We start from the raw sequence: 16192 nt of genomic DNA, 5'->3' as shown, positions 1-16192 counted from the left end.
TTTCCATTACATATAGGGGCACAAAAGGCCCTATGATGCGCTATAGGTCGCCGGATACACTTCCCCCCACGTAGAAGTTATGCAACAGTGTATTCGGTTAAAAAACCCCGAACACGTCGTAGGTAATGATCAACAGAAAATAACGAATTCAATAAATCGTTAACAACCGGCCACCCGTCTCGTTCGCCTGGTCAGCCCAGCAACTTCTGTTTGCCGCCTATTATGCCGCAAAACGGAGGCGCCGGGGTCATCGCTCTGTACCCTAACCGCATTATTGCGCAGTTGCTCACAGAGTTTATGTCCGCATACCCTTTTTGCGGGCAACATGCGGAGAATTAAGGTATTTCGGTTGTTAGTGATTATTAAAATAAGGCGCTAAGGAGACAGTAAATGACTGATAAGAAAGCGACGCTAACCGTACCAAACGGTGACGCTCCCATTGAGCTCGGCGTACTAAGCCCAACCCTGGGCCCTGATGTCCTTGATGTTCGCACCCTCGGTTCCAAAGGTTATTTCACATTCGATCCCGGCTTCACCTCCACGGCTTCCTGCGAATCTAAAATCACGTTTATCGATGGCGACAAAGGCGTGCTGCTGCACCGCGGCTTCCCTATCGAGCAACTGGCGAAAGAGTCCTCTTATCTGGAAGTGTGCTACATCCTGCTGTACGGCGAAACGCCGACGCCGGAAGAGTTTGAAACCTTCAAAACCACCGTTACCCGCCACACCATGATCCACGACCAGATCACCCATCTGTTCCGTGGCTTCCGTCGCGACTCGCACCCGATGGCGGTGCTGTGCGGCGTGACCGGCGCGCTGGCGGCCTTCTACCACGATGCGCTGGACGTCAACAACGAGCGTCACCGTGAAATCACCGCCTACCGTCTGCTGTCCAAAATGCCGACCGTGGCGGCGATGTGTTACAAATACTCGCTGGGCCAGCCGTTCGTTTACCCGCGCAACGACCTGTCCTACGCCGGCAACTTCCTGCATATGATGTTCGCTACGCCGTGTGAAGAGTACGTGGTGAACCCGGTGCTGGAACGCGCGATGGACCGTATCCTGATCCTGCATGCCGACCACGAGCAGAACGCCTCTACCTCTACCGTACGTACCGCTGGCTCTTCCGGCGCCAACCCGTTTGCCTGCATCGCGGCCGGTATCGCCTCCCTGTGGGGGCCTGCGCACGGCGGCGCCAACGAAGCGGCGCTGAAAATGCTGGAAGAGATCAACACCGTTGAGCACATTCCGGAATTCATCAAGCGCGCCAAGGACAAAAACGACTCCTTCCGCCTGATGGGCTTCGGCCACCGCGTGTACAAGAACTACGACCCGCGCGCCACCGTGATGCGTGAAACCTGTCACGAAGTGCTGAAAGAGCTGAACAAGAAAGACGATAACCTGCTGCAGGTAGCGATGGAGCTGGAACACATCGCGCTGAACGACCCGTACTTCATCGAGAAGAAACTGTACCCGAACGTCGACTTCTACTCAGGCATCATCCTGAAGGCGATGGGCATTCCGTCTTCCATGTTCACCGTTATCTTCGCCATCGCGCGGACTATCGGCTGGATCGCTCACTGGAACGAAATGCACGACGAGGGCATCAAAATCGCCCGTCCGCGTCAGCTGTACACCGGCTACACCGAGCGTGATTTCAAATCCCAGCTCAAATAATGCCGCTTTACCCTACATAAAGCAGCACGGCGCCGCCCTTTCGGGCGGCGCTTTTTTTTGTGCTGCGCTAACGCTGACAGACCGGACAGAAGTAGAACGGCCGCGACGACAGCGTGGTTTTTTCAATCATCGCGCCGCAGCGCGGGCACGGCTCGCCGCTGCGGTGAAACACCTTGAAGCTGAACAGCGCGCCGTGGTGACGGTCGTCGTCCGCCTGTCCGCGCGTATGGTAGGAGAGACGCGGCACCGCCAGCAGCGCCTGCGCCAGCCGCTGCAGCGCCTCCGGGGTTAACTCCTGCGGCCGGTGCTGCGGCGCCAGCTGCGCCTGCCAGAGAATTTCCGCCCGCAGATAGTTGCCCAGCCCGGCCAGAAAAGCCTGGTCCAGCAGCATGCCCCCCAGCTGACGCCGGCGGAACGGCGGCGACAGCAGCCGTTCGGCGACCTGCTGCGGCATCAGACGCTCGTCCAGCACGTCAGGCCCGATACGCTGCAAAAAGGGATGCTGCTCAATTTCGCCGCGCGGCCCCAGGGTGATGTCCGAGGCGCTGTACAGCAAAATTGCCTGCTGCGCCGTCTCCAGACGCACGCGTAGTTCACGTTTGGTGGCCGGGCTTTCCCCCGCCGCCGCCACTTTCCACACGCCGTACAGCTGGTTATGGCTGTACATCGTCAGCCCGTTGGAAAAGTGGGTCAGCAACGCTTTGCCGCGCGGTTCGATGGCAATCACCCGCTCGCCGATCAGTTCGCGCTGGTAGTGTTGCAGCCGGGGAAAGGCAAACCAGACATCGCACAGCGGCTGGTTGAGGATCGCCGCCGCCAATTGGTCCGCCGCCCGGCGTATTTCCGGTCCTTCAGGCATATACTGCTCCTTGGTTTAGCATACCGGCGCCGCTGAGGACGCCTTAACGCGGCTTAGTGCGTGGCGCCGCCCACCACCTTCAGATCGTGTTCCACCTGCAGGGCAACCGAGATCGCCAGCTCCAGCGCGAACAGCACGGTGCCGGCCGCCATGCTCGGCTGGCCCGGATGCGCCGCCGCCTGCTCCGGCAGATAGGGAATATGAATAAATCCTCCCTTGATCGCCGGCTGGTCGCGCAGCCGGTGCAGCAGGCCGTACATCACGTGGTTGCACACATAGGTGCCGGCGGTTTGCGATACCGAGGCCGGAATACCGGCCTCGCGCATACTGTCAACCACCGCCTTGATCGGCAGCGTACTGAAATACGCCGCCGGACCGTCGGCCACGATCGGCTCATCAATCGGCTGCTGCCCCTGATTATCCGGAATGCGTGCATCATCAATATTGATCGCCACCCGCTCCAGCGAAATATCGCTGCGGCCGCCGGCCTGACCGACCGCCAGCACCATCTGCGGCGCCAGTTCATCAATCGCCGCGTTCAGCGCCGTCAGCGAGGCGCCGAATACGCAGGGCAGCTGGCGCGCCACGATGCGCACGCCGCTCAGTTCCATGTCGTTAAGCTGCTTCACCACTTCCCAGGAAGGATTGACGCGCTCACCGTCAAACGGCTCAAAGCCGGTAATCAATACTGTGTGTTGCATGCGTTCTCCTACAGGAACATCAGGAAATAGAGCAGAAAGACGTTTACCGTCAGCAGCAGGACGCCGGTCGGCACCTGAACCTTAATCACCGCGTTGCGGTCCGGCAGTTCCAGCAGCGCCGCCGGTACGATATTAAAGTTAGCCGCCATCGGCGTCATCAGCGTGCCGCAGTAGCCGGAAAACATGCCGATGGCCGCCATGACCGCCGGGTTGCCGCCATGCTGCAGCACCAGAATCGGAATGCCGACGCCGGCGGTGATAATCGGGAATGCCGCAAAGGCGTTGCCCATCACCATGGTCAGCAGCGCCATGCCGACCGCATACACCGCCACGGCGATAAAGCGGTTATCCACCGCCAGATACTCCTGCGTCAGGTGCGCCACCGCCGTGCCGACCCCGGCGCTGGTGAACAGCAGCCCCAGCATGGCGAGGATCTGCGGCAAAATAAACGCCCAGCCGATGGAATCCAGCAGCCGGCGCGCCTCCTGCAGCGGCTGCGCCACGCGTTCGTGGGTCATTTTCACCGCAATTACGCCGCCGAGGATCACTCCCAGCGCCATCGAGAACAGGGTAATCAGCGTCGAGTGGTTGCCCGGGCCGAACACCGCGTTCTGCAACGCCGGAATGTTGTTGAACAGCAGCACCCCGATCACCGTCACCACCGGGATCGCCAGCGCCGGCACAAACAGCCGGTTGCCGAGCCGCTTGGCGCTCTCTTCGCGCTGCTGCTGCGTACGCTGATGGTAACTGCCCAGCCGCACGCCGCCGAGGCCGGCAACCAGCGCCATCAGCACCACCAGCGCGCCGATGACCATATGCAGCAGGCGTCTGGCTTCCTCGCCGGCGCCGAACAGGTCATAGGTCCAGTCGCCGACCATAAACACCAGGCCATACAGCCCCCAGAATAAACCGGTGGTAAAACGACGCGGGTTGGTGCGGTCGCGCAGCGACATCACGGCAACAATCAGCAGGATAACCCCGGCCAGCCAGTAGAGATATTGCAGCTGAAAGTTCATTGCGCGTCTCCTTTGGCCTGCAACGCCGCCTGATTAAGCTGCGCCAGCTCGGCGCTGAGCCGCTTGTCCATGCGGTACAGGCGGAAGGCGTGGATCAGGAAGGCGAAAATCGCCGTCGGAATGCCCCACAGCGCGATATGCAGCGGTTCGGTCTGAATACCGCCGGACTCCAGCATAAAGTTGTGCATAAAAATAATCGCGCCGAAGGCGACGAAGATATCTTCGCCGAAGAACAGCCCGACATTATCGGTCGCCGCCGACATGGCGCGCAGGCGGTAGCGCACGCGCTCCGGCAGTTCGCCATAGCGGTTCTCCGTCGCCCCTTCGGCCATCGGCGCCAACAGCGGACGCACCATCTGCGGATGGCCGCCCAGGCTGGTCAGCCCCATCGCCGCGGTGATTTCCCGCACAAACAGGTAGACGATCAGCAGACGCCCGGCGGTGGCGCTTTTGATCCTGGCGATCCAGGCCTGCGCCCGCTCCTTCAGGCCATGGCGCTCCAGCGTACCGATCACCGCCAGCGGCAGCAGCAGGATCAGCGACAGGTTGCGGGTGTTCAGAAACCCTTCGCCCATCCTCTCCAGGATTTCCGTCAGCGGCATCATCGCCGCCAGTCCGGTGGCCAGACCGGCGACGATCACCACCAGCACCGGATTAAAACGCAGAAGAAAACCGACCACGATCACGGCAATGCCGATCAGCGGCCAGTAATTGACAACCTGTTCCATTGTGTATTCCCCTTGATGCCCCGCCCGCAGCCGCAAGCTGCGGGTCGAAGGCCTGTGCCTGTTATGTTGTATTGGTTTTTTTATTGTTATTCTGCGCTGACGCTGATGCCCTGTTCGGCAAAGCTGGCGCGCAGTTTGCGGGCATACGCCAGCGCATGCTCGCCGTCGCCGTGCAGGCAGACGGTTTCCGCCTGCACTGCGGCCCATTTGCCGTCAATGCTGCGCACCCGATGATGGCGCACCATTTCCAGCGTTTGTTGCAGCGCCTGCTGGTCATCTTCGATCAGCGCTCCGCTTTGCCCGCGCGGCACCAGCGTGCCGTCGGCCAGATAGCCGCGGTCGGCAAACGCTTCCTGCCGGGTCGCCAGCCCCAACCGCTCTCCGGCGCGGATCAGCTCGCTGCCCGCCAGCCCCACCAGCCGCAGCGCCGGATCGACGTCCTTGACCGCCCGGGCGATGGCGTCCGCCAGCGCCGGCTCCACCGCCGCCTGGTTGTACAGCATGCCGTGCGGCTTCACGTGCGTCATCGCGCCGCCCTCCGCCCTGGCGATGGCCGCCAGCGCCCCCAGTTGATACACCACCTGCGCGTAGACGGTTTCCGCCGGCAGCTGCATGCGCGTACGGCCAAAGTTTTCCCGGTCGGGGAAGCTGGGGTGCGCGCCAATCGCCACGCCATACTGCAGCGCCCAGCGCACCGACTGGCGCATGGTCTGCGCGTCGCCGGCGTGAAAACCACAGGCGATATTGGCCGAACTGACCAGCTGCAGCAGCGCCTGGTCGTTAACGCACCCTTCCCCCAGATCGGCATTTAAATCAACGATCATGTAGCCCCCAGGCAATTTGTTGGATAAACAGATCCTGCTCCTTTTTGGCGCGCTGCGCGTCTTCCAGAGAACAGGGAATAAAGTGCACCGGCTCTCCCAGACGCAGCTGCGCCAGATGGTAGAGATCGGCTTCGATCACGCAGGCAATGCGCGGGTAGCCGCCGGTCGTCTGCGCATCCGCCATCAGGACGATCGGCTGGCCGTTATGCGGCACCTGCACCACGCCCGGCTGCAGGCCGTGCGACAGCATTTCCCGCGCGGTGGTGCGCGTTAACTCCGCGCTGCCCTGCAGCCGGTAGCCCATGCGGTTGCTCTGCGGACTCAGTTGCCACGGCGTGCGCCAGAAGGTCTCCCGCGCGGCGGTGCTGAACTCCTGGTACTCCGGCCCCGGCAGCGCGCGGATACGGTTGTTAAACAGCAGCTGTTTGACGCCGAACGGCTTGCCCGGCGGGTTGACGCTCTCTCCCAGCGGCAGCTGGTCGCCGTCCTGCAGCTTCCGTCCCTCCAGCCCGCCAAAGCCGGTTCGCAGATCGGTGCTGCGCGAACCCAACACCTCCGGCACCGCAATGCCGCCGGCAATCGCCAGATAGCTGCGCATGCCGTGTTTCGGCTTCTGCAGCACCAGCTGCTGGCCCGCTTTCACCGGATAACGCCAGCCGGTCCACAGCGGTTTACCGTCCAGCAGCGCGTCGCAGCCGGCGCCGGTCAGCGCAATCCAGCTCGGCCGGGTAAATTCAGCGCTGAACTGCCCGAGCGTAATCTCCAGCCCGGCGCTGTCCGCGCGGTTGCCCACCAGCAGGTTGGCGATTTTCAGCGCCGGCGCATCCAATGCGCCGCCCTGACTGATGCCGAGGCTGCGGAAGCCGTTTCGCCCCAGATCCTGCACCGTGGTATAGATGCCGGCACGCAGAATTTTCAACATACGCCCTCCTGCTGCGGTACAAAACGCACGTTGTCGCCCGGACGCAGCAGCGTCGGCGGGGTATCCTGCGGGTTAAACAGCGCCAGCGGCGTACGGCCGATCAGCTGCCAGCCGCCCGGCGCGGCCTGTGGGTAGATGCCCGTCTGGCTGCCGCCGATGCCGACCGAGCCGGCGGGCACACTCAGGCGTGGTTCCGCGCGACGCGGCATCGTCAGCCGTTCCGGCATGCCGCCGAGATAAGGGAAGCCCGGCTGAAAGCCGAGGAAGTACACTACATAAGCAGCCGCGGCGTGGCACTCCACCACCTGCTGCGGCGTCATGCCGGTATGGCGCGCCACCTCATCCAGATCCGGCCCCATCTCGCCGCCGTAAATCACCGGAATCGCCACCTCGCGCGCCGGCGGCACCAGCGTTTCACTGCTCTCCCAGCCCTCGCGCAGCTGCTCCAGCAGCGCGGCGATATCCGCCTGCGGCGTCTGCAGCAACAGCGTCAGGTTATTCATCCCCGGCACCACTTCCTGTACATGTGGATGGTGGTTAAATTTTTCCGCCAACGCCCAGATCCGCTGCTGGCTGGGCAGCGTCACCGGCGGTGCCAATTCAAGCACGATCGCCCTTTCACCCAATAGGTAATATTGTGCTCGTTGCACCATTACTCTCCTTATTATTGTTTGCAAAACGTATCAGTTATGCGCGAGCGCAGGCCGGCTGTCAATACAACAACCCCTGTAAAAATAAGGATATATAACCATCATACCGTAAGCTGCGGATGCATTTTCGGCGCTCGGTCCCCCGCATCACTGACCTGAGTCAGCGCATCGGAGTCCCTGCACCTGCCGCCTTCCCGCAGCTCAAATTATTTAAGGTATAGAAAACGAAAGGGTTCAGCATGCTGAACCCTCGGGGGAAAATCAGGCGGGATTCGGGATATCGATAAAGGTCACATCCAGGCCATGGTGCTCGGCCAGCCATTCGCCCAGCGCCTTGACGCCGCCGCGTTCGGTGGCGTGATGACCGGCGGCGAAAAAGTGAATGCCCATTTCACGCGCGCTGTGGATGGTCTGTTCGGACACCTCACCGCTGATAAAGGCATCCACGCCGAAACGCGCCGCACTGTCGATAAAGCCCTGGCCGCCGCCGGTGCACCAGGCAACCCGACGGATCTGCGCCGGCGCATTATCGCCGCAGTGCAGTACCGCACGGCCCAGACGCGTTTCAAGACGCTGCTGCAGCTCTGCGCCGCTGAGCGGCTGTTCAAACTCGCCGTGCGGCACCAGCGGCTCAACCTCGCCCAGCACGCGGATATCCAGCAGCTGCGCCAGCTGGGCGTTATTGCCCAGCAGCGGATGCGCATCCAGCGGCAGGTGGTAGCCGTACAGGTTGATATCGTTCCCCAACAGCGTTTTCAGGCGGTTGCGCTTCATACCGCGCACCACCGGCGCCTCGTTTTTCCAGAAATAGCCGTGGTGCACCACAATGGCGTCGGCCTGGTGCTCCACCGCCGCGTCCAGCAGCGCCTGGCAGGCGGTTACGCCGGTGACGATGCGCTGTACGTTTTCCCGTCCTTCGACCTGCAGGCCATTTGGCGCGTAGTCCTGAAACGCGGCGCTGTTAAGTACATTGTTAATCAAGCTTTCCAGATCGAGGTTATTCATACTCATCTCTCTTCAACATAGTGCGTGGCTCCCGGCGCCCGCTTTCCCGGGCGACGGGGAGCGAAGTTAAAACTGCTGACGTTCGCCCTGCGCCATAAAAATAAATTTAACACCCAAATCGTTGCCCTGCTCCAGCTGCTGTTGAATCACGGCGCGCCGATCGTCTCCCTGCCTCAGGCTCGGTTTGATATGGCTGATGACGATCGGCAGCCCGGTGAGCGAACCGTCGCCGCCGCTGTATTTTTGCAGATTCTTCAGCTCCTTCAGCAGCCAGGCCGGAGTAAGGTGGCCATAGAGTTTGCTGTCTGACACCTCATTGGGGTAAGAGGTTTCAATAATCATGCCCTTTAGTTTTTTATCGGCAATCAGCGGCCCCAACGCCCGCCAGACGCTGTCCAGCTGGCGCGACTTCTCCAGCGCGTCCGGCCCGGTGTCGCCAAAATAGGCGAAAGCGTCCGTACGGTCGGACAGCAACACCATCGAAGAGTGGTAACCCGCATGGCTGAGCGGATACATCACCCCGCTCAGCCCGGTGGTGCCGAAGGTAAAGCGCTGCTGCTCGCGCACCGGCTGCAGCCGGTAGGTGCCAAGGCGCTGACCGTTGCCGGAATCGCTGAAGTTTGGCCAGCTCTTCCAGTTAAAATAGTGGTTGCGCAGCGTCAATACCGTGTCGTTCGAGGCATATACCGTCTTTTTCGCGTCTTCCGGCGAGGCGATAATCAGGCCGGCCAGATGGTCGAGATGCGCATGGCTGATAAAATAGGCGCCGATCAGCCGGCGGAAAATATGGCCCTGCGGCGTATACGGCGCCGCCGCTTCCGGCGTTACCTGCGGGAAGCTGCCCTGCTCCAGCCCTTTGCCGATACCGGGCAGCAGCGAGCCGGCGTCCAGCGCCACATACTGCGTCTGACCGTCGCTGCGGATAAGATAAGAGGTCAGATTGCCGTCGCTGACCCCGCCGTCGACGCCGAGCGCCACCACGTCAAACCCGGCCAGCGCCAGCGCCGAATAGCCGCTCAGACAGACGGCCAGTATTGTCTTCAACATAAGTTTGCTCCTTGCGGTGACCGTTACTCTCCCCCGCGTTTCGCCGCCTCAAACGCCGCCAGCGTCGTCAGCCGCGCCTGGCGGTGGTCGACGATCGGCGGCGGATACGCCAGCGCCACGCCCTGTTGTTCCGCCCAGCGATGGGGATGATGAAGCTCATTGTCCGGTACATCCGCCAGTTCGGGCAACCATTTACGGATAAAAGCGCCTTGCGGATCAAAACGTTCGCCCTGCGTTGTCGGGTTGAAGATGCGGAAGTAAGGCGCCGCATCGGTGCCGGTCGACGCCGCCCACTGCCAGCCGCCGTTGTTGGCGGCAAAGTCGCCATCCAGCAGCTGGCGCATAAAGTAGCGCTCGCCGGCGCGCCAGTCGATCAGGAGATCCTTCACCAGAAAACTGGCGACGATCATCCGCAGGCGGTTATGCATCCATCCAGTGTGGTTCAGCTGCCGCATGGCCGCATCAACAATCGGGTAGCCGGTTCGCCCCTGCTGCCAGGCCTGCAGCGCCTCGGCGTCCGGGTTCCAGCGGACGGCGTCCGTCCAACCGATAAACGGGCGGTGACGGCACAACGCCGGATGAGCCACCAGCAGATGGCGGTAAAACTCACGCCAGATTAACTCATTCAGCCAGGTAAATGCGCCGCTCTCCGGCTGCGTCAGCAAGTCAGGGCAGGTGAGCCGCAGCCGGTTGAAGCACTGACGCGGTGATAACACCCCCAGGGCCAGATACGGCGACAGGCCGCTGGTGGCGTCCAGCGCCGGAAAATCGCGCCGCTGCCGGTAATCCTCGACCTGCTCGCGGCAGAAGGCGCGCAGCCGGCGCAGGGCGTGCTCCTCACCCGGCGGAAATGCCGCATCCCATTCGGCATCGGGGTACGCAAACGGCTCCGGCGCCGCCGGCTCGGCAATCGCGCCGCCCGCCCGCACCGACGGCGCCGGCAGGGAGCGCACATCCGCACTGAGCAGACGCTGTAAAAACGCCTTACGAAACGGCGTAAAGACCTGATACATCTCGCCGCTGCCGGTCTGCACGCTGCCGGGCGGCAGCAGCAACGCGTCATCAAACGCGTGGCAGGTCAGCGTCTCCGCCAGTGCGCTTTCAACCTGCCGGTCACGCCGCCGCTCATTCAGTTCATACTGCCGGTTGTAAAACAGCGCGTCGACGCCGGTGGCGCGGCAATAATCGACCAGCCAGCGCGCCGCGGCGGCAAAGTCATCACACTGCTGCACCCGCAGCGGAATACCGCGCTGCGCCAGCTGCGACCGCAGCTGCAGCAGGTTGGCGTAGATAAACGCCGCCTGACGCGGCGCCATCTCATGCCGTCGCCACTGCTGCGGCGTGGCGATAAACAGCGCCACCACCTGCGCCTGCGGATCGCGGCAGGCGGCGTGCAGCGCCTTATTGTCCGTAATGCGCAGATCGTTGCGCAGCCAGACCAGATGGGTGGTCATAACCTTCCTTCCATCAATCCCCGCCGCGCTGACGGAGAACACCAAAAATCACGCGCGACGCCGGGCGGCGCGACAACCGGGAGATTGACCGCCGCAGCGTTGAACAATACTAAAAGTATAGAAGAATTCGACGGTTAAGACGACGCCGCCCGCCGGCGACGGGCATAAAAAAACCCCCGCCGAAGCGAGGGTTGCAGGGGATAGGCGCGGCTTAGTAAAAATCGCCGGAGGCCAGTTCCGCCTGTTGCAGCCAGACCGGCTTATCGCTGGTTTTTGACCAGACGCGGTGCAGATAGCTGTAAAAACGCGCGCGATCGGAGCGGAACAGCATCACCGGCAGGGCCAGAACGCCGGCCAGGATCACTGCGCCGCGGCGCAGGAGAATCCGATGCAATGGATAAGCTTGATAGGTAGACATGCGAACCTCCTTAAAAGCACGCCGGCTGCATGGCTGTCAGGCGCAGCGACGGCGTAAAAACAGATAAACGGATGAATTTGGTAACTGCGCAAAATTTTAGCGCAACTGATGAAATTTTACTACTCATCCGACCACTAAAATCAGTAAAAAAAGCGCATTTTGCTCTTTATACTGAAAGTTTGTTACAGGATGGTTAATTATTAACTAAACATTGGTTACCTTATGGTTATCCTGCTCAAAAGTTACTCACGGTGACCTTTCCACCGCGCCGCTGCCGGCAAAAATGTCGATGATTCAGGCGTTTTTATACTTTTTTTACAGCCTGCGACGCGATTTTTTCATCTTCTTTCCACCCGCCTTCCTACACTCCCGCTATCAAAAACCGTCACCTGTGGAGGTGCCCCGTGAGTATCAGCGTTATCGCTGGCGCGCTGTTGGTCCTGCTGCTGTTGGGCTATCTGGTTTACGCCCTGTTCAACGCGGAGGATTTCTGATGGCTGCATCAGCCTTTCTGTTTATCGCCAGCTTCCTGCTGGTTCTGCTGCTTCTGTCACGCCCGCTGGGCTATTTTCTGGCGCGCCTGATTGAAGGCGAGCCCCTGCCCGTGCTGCGTCACAGCGAACGCTTTATCCGCAGCTGCAGCGGCAGCCGCGGGGAAGAGATGAACTGGCGTCAGTATGCGCTGGCGATCCTGCTCTTCAACCTGCTTGGCATCATCCTGCTGATGGCGCTGTTAATGGGCCAGGGCGCGCTGCCGCTCAACCCGCAGGGCTTCCCGGGCATGTCCTGGCATCTGGCGCTGAACACCGCCGTCAGCTTCGTCACCAATACCAACTGGCAGGCTTACAGCGGTGAAAGCACCCTCAGCTACCTCAGCCAGATGGCCGGTCTGACGGTGCAGAACTTCCTCTCCGCCGCCAGCGGCATCGCCGTCGCCTTTGCGCTGATCCGCGCGTTCAGCCGCCGCTCCAGCGCCACCATCGGCAACGCCTGGCTGGATATCTGGCGTATCACGCTGTACGTCCTGCTGCCGCTGTCACTGCTTATCGCGCTGTTTTTCGTCAGCCAGGGCGTGCTGCAGAACCTGTCGCCTTACCTGCATCTGACCACGCTGGAAGGCGGCCAACAGGTGCTGCCGATGGGGCCGGTGGCCTCTCAGGAAGCGATCAAGATGCTCGGCACCAACGGCGGCGGCTTCTTTGGCGCCAACTCGTCGCATCCGTTTGAAAACCCCACCGCGCTGAGCAATATGGTGCAGATGCTGGCGATCTTCCTGATCCCCAGCGCGCTGTGCTTCGCCTTCGGCCAGGCCGCCGGTGAAAACCGTCAGGGTCATACGCTGCTCTGGGCGATGTCGCTGATCTTCGTCGTCGCCGTGGTGGTGGTGATGTACGCCGAACAGGCGGGCAACCCGCACCTGAGCGCAGCCGGCGCCGACAGCATGATCAATATGGAAGGCAAAGAGTCGCGCTTCGGCATCCTTGCCAGCAGCCTGTTCTCCGTGGTCACCACCGCCGCCTCCTGCGGCGCGGTCAACGCCATGCATGACTCCTTCACCGCGCTGGGGGGCATGGTGCCGATGTGGCTGATGCAGATCGGCGAAGTGGTGTTCGGCGGCGTCGGCTCCGGGCTGTACGGCATGCTGCTGTTCGTCCTGCTGACGGTGTTTATCGCCGGGCTGATGATTGGCCGCACGCCGGAGTATCTGGGGAAAAAAATCGACGTCGATGAGATGAAAATGACCGCGCTGGCGATCCTGGTGACGCCGACGCTGGTGCTGCTGGGCAGCGCGCTGGCGCTGGCAACCGACGCCGGACGCAGCGGTATCCTCAACCCCGGCGCCCACGGGCTGAGCGAAGTGCTGTACGCCTTCTCCTCCGCCGCCAACAACAACGGCAGCGCCTTCGCCGGGCTGAGCGTCAACACGCCGTTCTACAACCTGCTGCTGGCCTTCGCCATGCTGGTTGGCCGCTTCGGCGTGATCCTGCCGGTGCTGGCGATCGCCGGTTCACTCTGCGCCAAAAATCGTCAGCCGGCGGGGAACGGCACCCTGCCGACCTACGGGCCGCTGTTTGTCGGCCTGCTGATCGGCACCGTACTGCTGGTTGGCGCCCTGACCTTTATTCCTGCTCTGGCGCTGGGCCCGGTGGCCGAGCATTTACAGATTTGGCTGGCCCGTTAACGGCTTCTTAGAGAGAAATAGTTATGACTCGCAAACAACGCGCGCTATTTGAACCGGCGCTGGTGCGTAACGCGCTGCTGGACGCCGTGAAAAAGCTGGATCCGCGCACCCAGTGGCGCAACCCGGTGATGTTCGTGGTGTATCTCGGCAGCCTGCTCACCACCCTGATCTGGCTCGGCATGCTGACCGCTCATGGCCGCGGCGACGCCGCCTTTACCGGCAGCGTGGCGCTGTGGCTGTGGTTCACCGTACTGTTCGCCAACTTCGCCGAAGCGCTGGCGGAAGGCCGCAGCAAGGCACAGGCGGAAAGCCTGAAGGGCAGCAAACAGACCAGCTGGGCCAAAAAACTGGCGCAGCCGCAGCGCGACGCGGCCCAGGAAAAAGTGGCGTCGCAGAGCCTGCGTAAAGGCGACGTAGTGCTGGTGGAAGCCGGCGACACCATTCCCTGCGACGGCGAAGTGCTGGAGGGCGGCGCCTCGGTGGATGAAAGCGCCATCACCGGCGAATCCGCGCCGGTGATCCGCGAATCCGGCGGCGATTTCTCCTCGGTCACCGGCGGCACCCGCGTGCTGTCCGACTGGCTGATCGTCCAGTGCAGCGTCAACCCGGGGGAAACCTTCCTCGACCGGATGATCGCCATGGTCGAAGGCGCCAAACGGCGCAAGACGCCGAACGAAGTGGCGCTGACCATCCTGCTGGTGGCGCTGACCATCGTCTTCGTGCTGGCGACCGCCACCCTGCTGCCATTCTCGCACTACAGCGTCGCCGCCGCCGGCAGCGGCGCGGTGGTCACCATCACCGTGCTGGTGGCATTGCTGGTGTGCCTGATCCCCACCACCATCGGCGGTCTGCTGTCGGCGATCGGCGTGGCAGGCATGAGCCGCATGCTCGGCGCCAATGTGATCGCCACCAGCGGCCGGGCGGTGGAAGCCGCCGGCGACGTGGACGTGCTGCTGCTGGACAAAACCGGCACCATCACCCTCGGTAACCGCCAGGCGTCTGAATTCCTGCCCGCTCCCGGCGTTGACGAGCAGCAGCTGGCGGACGCCGCGCAGCTGTCATCGCTGGCGGATGAAACGCCGGAAGGCCGCAGCATCGTGGTGCTGGCCAAACAGCGCTTCAACCTGCGCGAGCGTGATTTACAGACGCTCAACGCCACCTTTGTGCCCTTCTCGGCGCAAACCCGCATGAGCGGCGTCAACGTGCAGCAGCGCGTGATCCGCAAAGGCGCGGTGGACGCCATTCGCCGCCACGTGGAATCCAACAGTGGCCACTTCCCGCCGGAGATCGATGCGCTGGTGGAAGGCGTGGCGCACACCGGCGGCACCCCGCTGGTGGTGGCCGAAGGCGCTAAAGTGCTGGGCGTGGTGGCGCTGAAGGACATCGTTAAAGGCGGCATCAAGGAACGCTTTGCCGAGCTGCGCCGCATGGGGATTAAAACGGTGATGATCACCGGCGACAACCGGCTGACCGCCGCCGCCATCGCCGCCGAGGCCGGGGTGGACGATTTCCTGGCCGAAGCGACGCCGGAAGCCAAACTGGCGCTGATCCGCCAGTATCAGGCGGAAGGCCGGCTGGTGGCGATGACCGGCGACGGCACCAACGATGCGCCGGCGCTGGCGCAGGCCGACGTTGCGGTGGCGATGAACTCCGGCACCCAAGCGGCGAAAGAGGCCGGCAATATGGTCGATCTGGACTCCAACCCGACCAAGCTGATCGAGGTGGTGCATATCGGCAAGCAGATGCTGATGACGCGCGGTTCACTGACCACCTTCAGCATCGCCAACGACGTAGCGAAGTACTTCGCCATTATTCCGGCCGCCTTTGCCGCGACCTACCCGCAGCTGAATGCGCTGAATATCATGCATCTGCATTCGCCGTCGTCGGCCATTATGTCGGCGGTGATTTTCAATGCGCTGGTGATCGTATTCCTGATCCCGCTGGCGCTCAAAGGCGTCAGTTACAAAGCCATGAGCGCGGCGGCGCTGCTGCGCCGCAACCTGTGGCTGTACGGGCTGGGCGGCCTGCTGGTGCCGTTCGTCGGTATCAAGCTGATCGACCTGCTGCTGACGCTGCTGCACATCGCCGGTTAACCGTTAAGGAGAAACACCATGTCTTATTTACGTCCTGCGCTGGTGATGCTGATTTTGCTGACGCTGCTCACCGGCATCGCCTACCCGCTGCTGACCACCGGCCTGGCGCAGCTGCTGTTTTCCCAGCAGGCCAACGGTTCGCTGCTGTATCACAGCGACAAACTGGCCGGCTCGGCGTTGATCGGCCAGAATTTTACCCAGCCGCGCTATTTCTGGGGCCGCCCTTCCGCCACCGCCGATTCGGCCTATAATGCCGAAGCGTCAGGCGGCAGCAATCTGGCGGCGTCGAACCCGGAACTGGATAAAGCCTTCGCCGAACGGGCCGCCCTGCTGCGCCAGGCCAACCCGACCATGCACGGCCCGATCCCGGTCGACCTGCTGACCGCCTCCGGCAGCGGCCTCGACCCGCAGATCTCCGTCGCCGCGGCGCAGTATCAGCTGGCCCGCGTGGCCGCCGCCCGCCAGCTGCCGCCGGCGCAGGTGGCGCGCTTAATCGCCGAATACAGCGAGCGGCCGGTGCCGAGCTTTATCGGTACGACCACGGTCAATGTGCTGCAGCTGAACCAGGCGCTGGACGCGCTGCAATAAGCGTGACGGGGATGTCCATTTTTCTACG

General features: G+C 62.2%; 16 protein-coding genes. 5 read left to right on the top strand and 11 right to left on the bottom strand.

What is annotated here, in order from left to right:
• The first annotated feature begins 390 nt into the window (after positions 1 to 390).
• A complete protein-coding gene (locus I6G83_RS12955) occupies positions 391 to 1677 on the top strand; it encodes a citrate synthase (RefSeq protein ID WP_054305983.1) in 1287 nt (428 codons plus the stop codon).
• A 67-nt stretch (positions 1678 to 1744) separates the two neighbouring features.
• Here I6G83_RS12955 and nei read toward each other — a convergent pair whose 3' ends face one another.
• From nei to I6G83_RS12900, 11 genes are all read right to left on the bottom strand, one after another.
• Positions 1745 to 2536, bottom strand: a complete 792-nt coding sequence (nei, locus tag I6G83_RS12950) for an endonuclease VIII (RefSeq protein ID WP_054305982.1) — start codon at positions 2534 to 2536, stop codon at positions 1745 to 1747.
• Between the two features lie 53 nt (positions 2537 to 2589).
• Positions 2590 to 3237: a pyroglutamyl-peptidase I gene (gene pcp / locus I6G83_RS12945; RefSeq protein WP_054305981.1), complete on the bottom strand. Its 648-nt coding sequence runs from the start codon at positions 3235 to 3237 to the stop codon at positions 2590 to 2592.
• An 8-nt stretch (positions 3238 to 3245) separates the two neighbouring features.
• A complete protein-coding gene (locus tag I6G83_RS12940; RefSeq protein ID WP_054305980.1) occupies positions 3246 to 4253 on the bottom strand; it encodes a DUF979 domain-containing protein in 1008 nt (335 codons plus the stop codon).
• Positions 4250 to 4981 (bottom strand): DUF969 domain-containing protein, encoded by a 732-nt coding sequence (locus I6G83_RS12935; RefSeq protein ID WP_015671347.1) that lies wholly within the window; start codon positions 4979 to 4981, stop codon positions 4250 to 4252. The genes I6G83_RS12940 and I6G83_RS12935 overlap by 4 nt, the downstream gene beginning before the upstream one ends.
• Positions 4982 to 5067: 86 nt before the next feature.
• Positions 5068 to 5805: a 5-oxoprolinase subunit PxpA gene (gene pxpA / locus I6G83_RS12930; RefSeq protein ID WP_054305979.1), complete on the bottom strand. Its 738-nt coding sequence runs from the start codon at positions 5803 to 5805 to the stop codon at positions 5068 to 5070.
• A complete protein-coding gene (gene pxpC, locus I6G83_RS12925; protein ID WP_054305978.1) occupies positions 5795 to 6727 on the bottom strand; it encodes a 5-oxoprolinase subunit PxpC in 933 nt (310 codons plus the stop codon). Before pxpC ends, pxpA begins: the two co-directional genes overlap by 11 nt.
• Complete coding sequence (gene pxpB, locus I6G83_RS12920) at positions 6721 to 7377, bottom strand: 5-oxoprolinase subunit PxpB (protein ID WP_171020786.1); 657 nt, start codon at positions 7375 to 7377, stop codon at positions 6721 to 6723. Before pxpB ends, pxpC begins: the two co-directional genes overlap by 7 nt.
• 261 nt (positions 7378 to 7638) lie before the next feature.
• Entirely contained in the window at positions 7639 to 8382 is a 744-nt protein-coding gene (locus I6G83_RS12915) for a type 2 GTP cyclohydrolase I (protein WP_054305976.1), read from the bottom strand.
• A gap of 66 nt (positions 8383 to 8448) precedes the next feature.
• Positions 8449 to 9429 carry an MBL fold metallo-hydrolase gene (locus tag I6G83_RS12910; protein WP_062779324.1) on the bottom strand — a complete coding sequence of 327 codons (981 nt, stop codon included), beginning with the start codon at positions 9427 to 9429 and terminating at the stop codon, positions 8449 to 8451.
• A 23-nt stretch (positions 9430 to 9452) separates the two neighbouring features.
• The gene (gene phrB / locus I6G83_RS12905) at positions 9453 to 10883 is read right to left on the bottom strand and encodes a deoxyribodipyrimidine photo-lyase (protein WP_054305326.1); all 1431 of its coding nucleotides are present in this window, start codon (positions 10881 to 10883) and stop codon (positions 9453 to 9455) included.
• 211 nt (positions 10884 to 11094) lie between these two features.
• Complete coding sequence (locus I6G83_RS12900; protein WP_054305327.1) at positions 11095 to 11301, bottom strand: YbfA family protein; 207 nt, start codon at positions 11299 to 11301, stop codon at positions 11095 to 11097.
• A gap of 404 nt (positions 11302 to 11705) precedes the next feature.
• Between I6G83_RS12900 and I6G83_RS12895 the strand changes: the two genes are divergently transcribed.
• From I6G83_RS12895 to kdpC, 4 genes are read left to right on the top strand one after another with little or no spacing between them, the layout of a single operon-like run.
• Complete coding sequence (locus I6G83_RS12895) at positions 11706 to 11795, top strand: K(+)-transporting ATPase subunit F (protein ID WP_041411734.1); 90 nt, start codon at positions 11706 to 11708, stop codon at positions 11793 to 11795.
• Entirely contained in the window at positions 11795 to 13483 is a 1689-nt protein-coding gene (kdpA, locus tag I6G83_RS12890) for a potassium-transporting ATPase subunit KdpA (RefSeq protein ID WP_054305328.1), read from the top strand. The genes I6G83_RS12895 and kdpA overlap by 1 nt, the downstream gene beginning before the upstream one ends.
• Positions 13484 to 13506: 23 nt before the next feature.
• On the top strand, positions 13507 to 15576 hold the full coding sequence (gene kdpB, locus I6G83_RS12885) for a potassium-transporting ATPase subunit KdpB (protein ID WP_054305329.1): 2070 nt from the start codon (positions 13507 to 13509) through the stop codon (positions 15574 to 15576).
• An 18-nt stretch (positions 15577 to 15594) separates the two neighbouring features.
• Complete coding sequence (kdpC, locus tag I6G83_RS12880; RefSeq protein WP_054305330.1) at positions 15595 to 16164, top strand: potassium-transporting ATPase subunit KdpC; 570 nt, start codon at positions 15595 to 15597, stop codon at positions 16162 to 16164.
• The last annotated feature ends 28 nt before the right edge of the window (positions 16165 to 16192 follow it).

The sequence above is a fragment of the Serratia rubidaea genome (assembly GCF_016026735.1).
Taxonomy (GTDB): domain Bacteria; phylum Pseudomonadota; class Gammaproteobacteria; order Enterobacterales; family Enterobacteriaceae; genus Serratia_B; species Serratia_B rubidaea.
This window is presented reverse-complemented; position numbering and strand designations above follow the sequence as displayed.

Bases quoted from the DNA above. Each gene is read 5' to 3' on its own strand.
- pxpA (WP_054305979.1), bottom strand. From the start codon at position 5,805: ATGATCGTTGATTTAAATGCCGATCTGGGGGAAGGGTGCGTTAACGAC.
- I6G83_RS12915 (WP_054305976.1), bottom strand. From the start codon at position 8,382: ATGAATAACCTCGATCTGGAAAGCTTGATTAACAATGTACTTAACAGC.
- I6G83_RS12935 (WP_015671347.1), bottom strand. From the start codon at position 4,981: ATGGAACAGGTTGTCAATTACTGGCCGCTGATCGGCATTGCCGTGATC.
- kdpA (WP_054305328.1), top strand. From the start codon at position 11,795: ATGGCTGCATCAGCCTTTCTGTTTATCGCCAGCTTCCTGCTGGTTCTG.
- pcp (WP_054305981.1), bottom strand. From the start codon at position 3,237: ATGCAACACACAGTATTGATTACCGGCTTTGAGCCGTTTGACGGTGAG.
- I6G83_RS12940 (WP_054305980.1), bottom strand. From the start codon at position 4,253: ATGAACTTTCAGCTGCAATATCTCTACTGGCTGGCCGGGGTTATCCTG.
- pxpC (WP_054305978.1), bottom strand. From the start codon at position 6,727: ATGTTGAAAATTCTGCGTGCCGGCATCTATACCACGGTGCAGGATCTG.
- phrB (WP_054305326.1), bottom strand. From the start codon at position 10,883: ATGACCACCCATCTGGTCTGGCTGCGCAACGATCTGCGCATTACGGAC.
- kdpB (WP_054305329.1), top strand. From the start codon at position 13,507: ATGACTCGCAAACAACGCGCGCTATTTGAACCGGCGCTGGTGCGTAAC.
- I6G83_RS12900 (WP_054305327.1), bottom strand. From the start codon at position 11,301: ATGTCTACCTATCAAGCTTATCCATTGCATCGGATTCTCCTGCGCCGC.
- nei (WP_054305982.1), bottom strand. From the start codon at position 2,536: ATGCCTGAAGGACCGGAAATACGCCGGGCGGCGGACCAATTGGCGGCG.
- kdpC (WP_054305330.1), top strand. From the start codon at position 15,595: ATGTCTTATTTACGTCCTGCGCTGGTGATGCTGATTTTGCTGACGCTG.
- I6G83_RS12910 (WP_062779324.1), bottom strand. From the start codon at position 9,429: ATGTTGAAGACAATACTGGCCGTCTGTCTGAGCGGCTATTCGGCGCTG.
- I6G83_RS12955 (WP_054305983.1), top strand. From the start codon at position 391: ATGACTGATAAGAAAGCGACGCTAACCGTACCAAACGGTGACGCTCCC.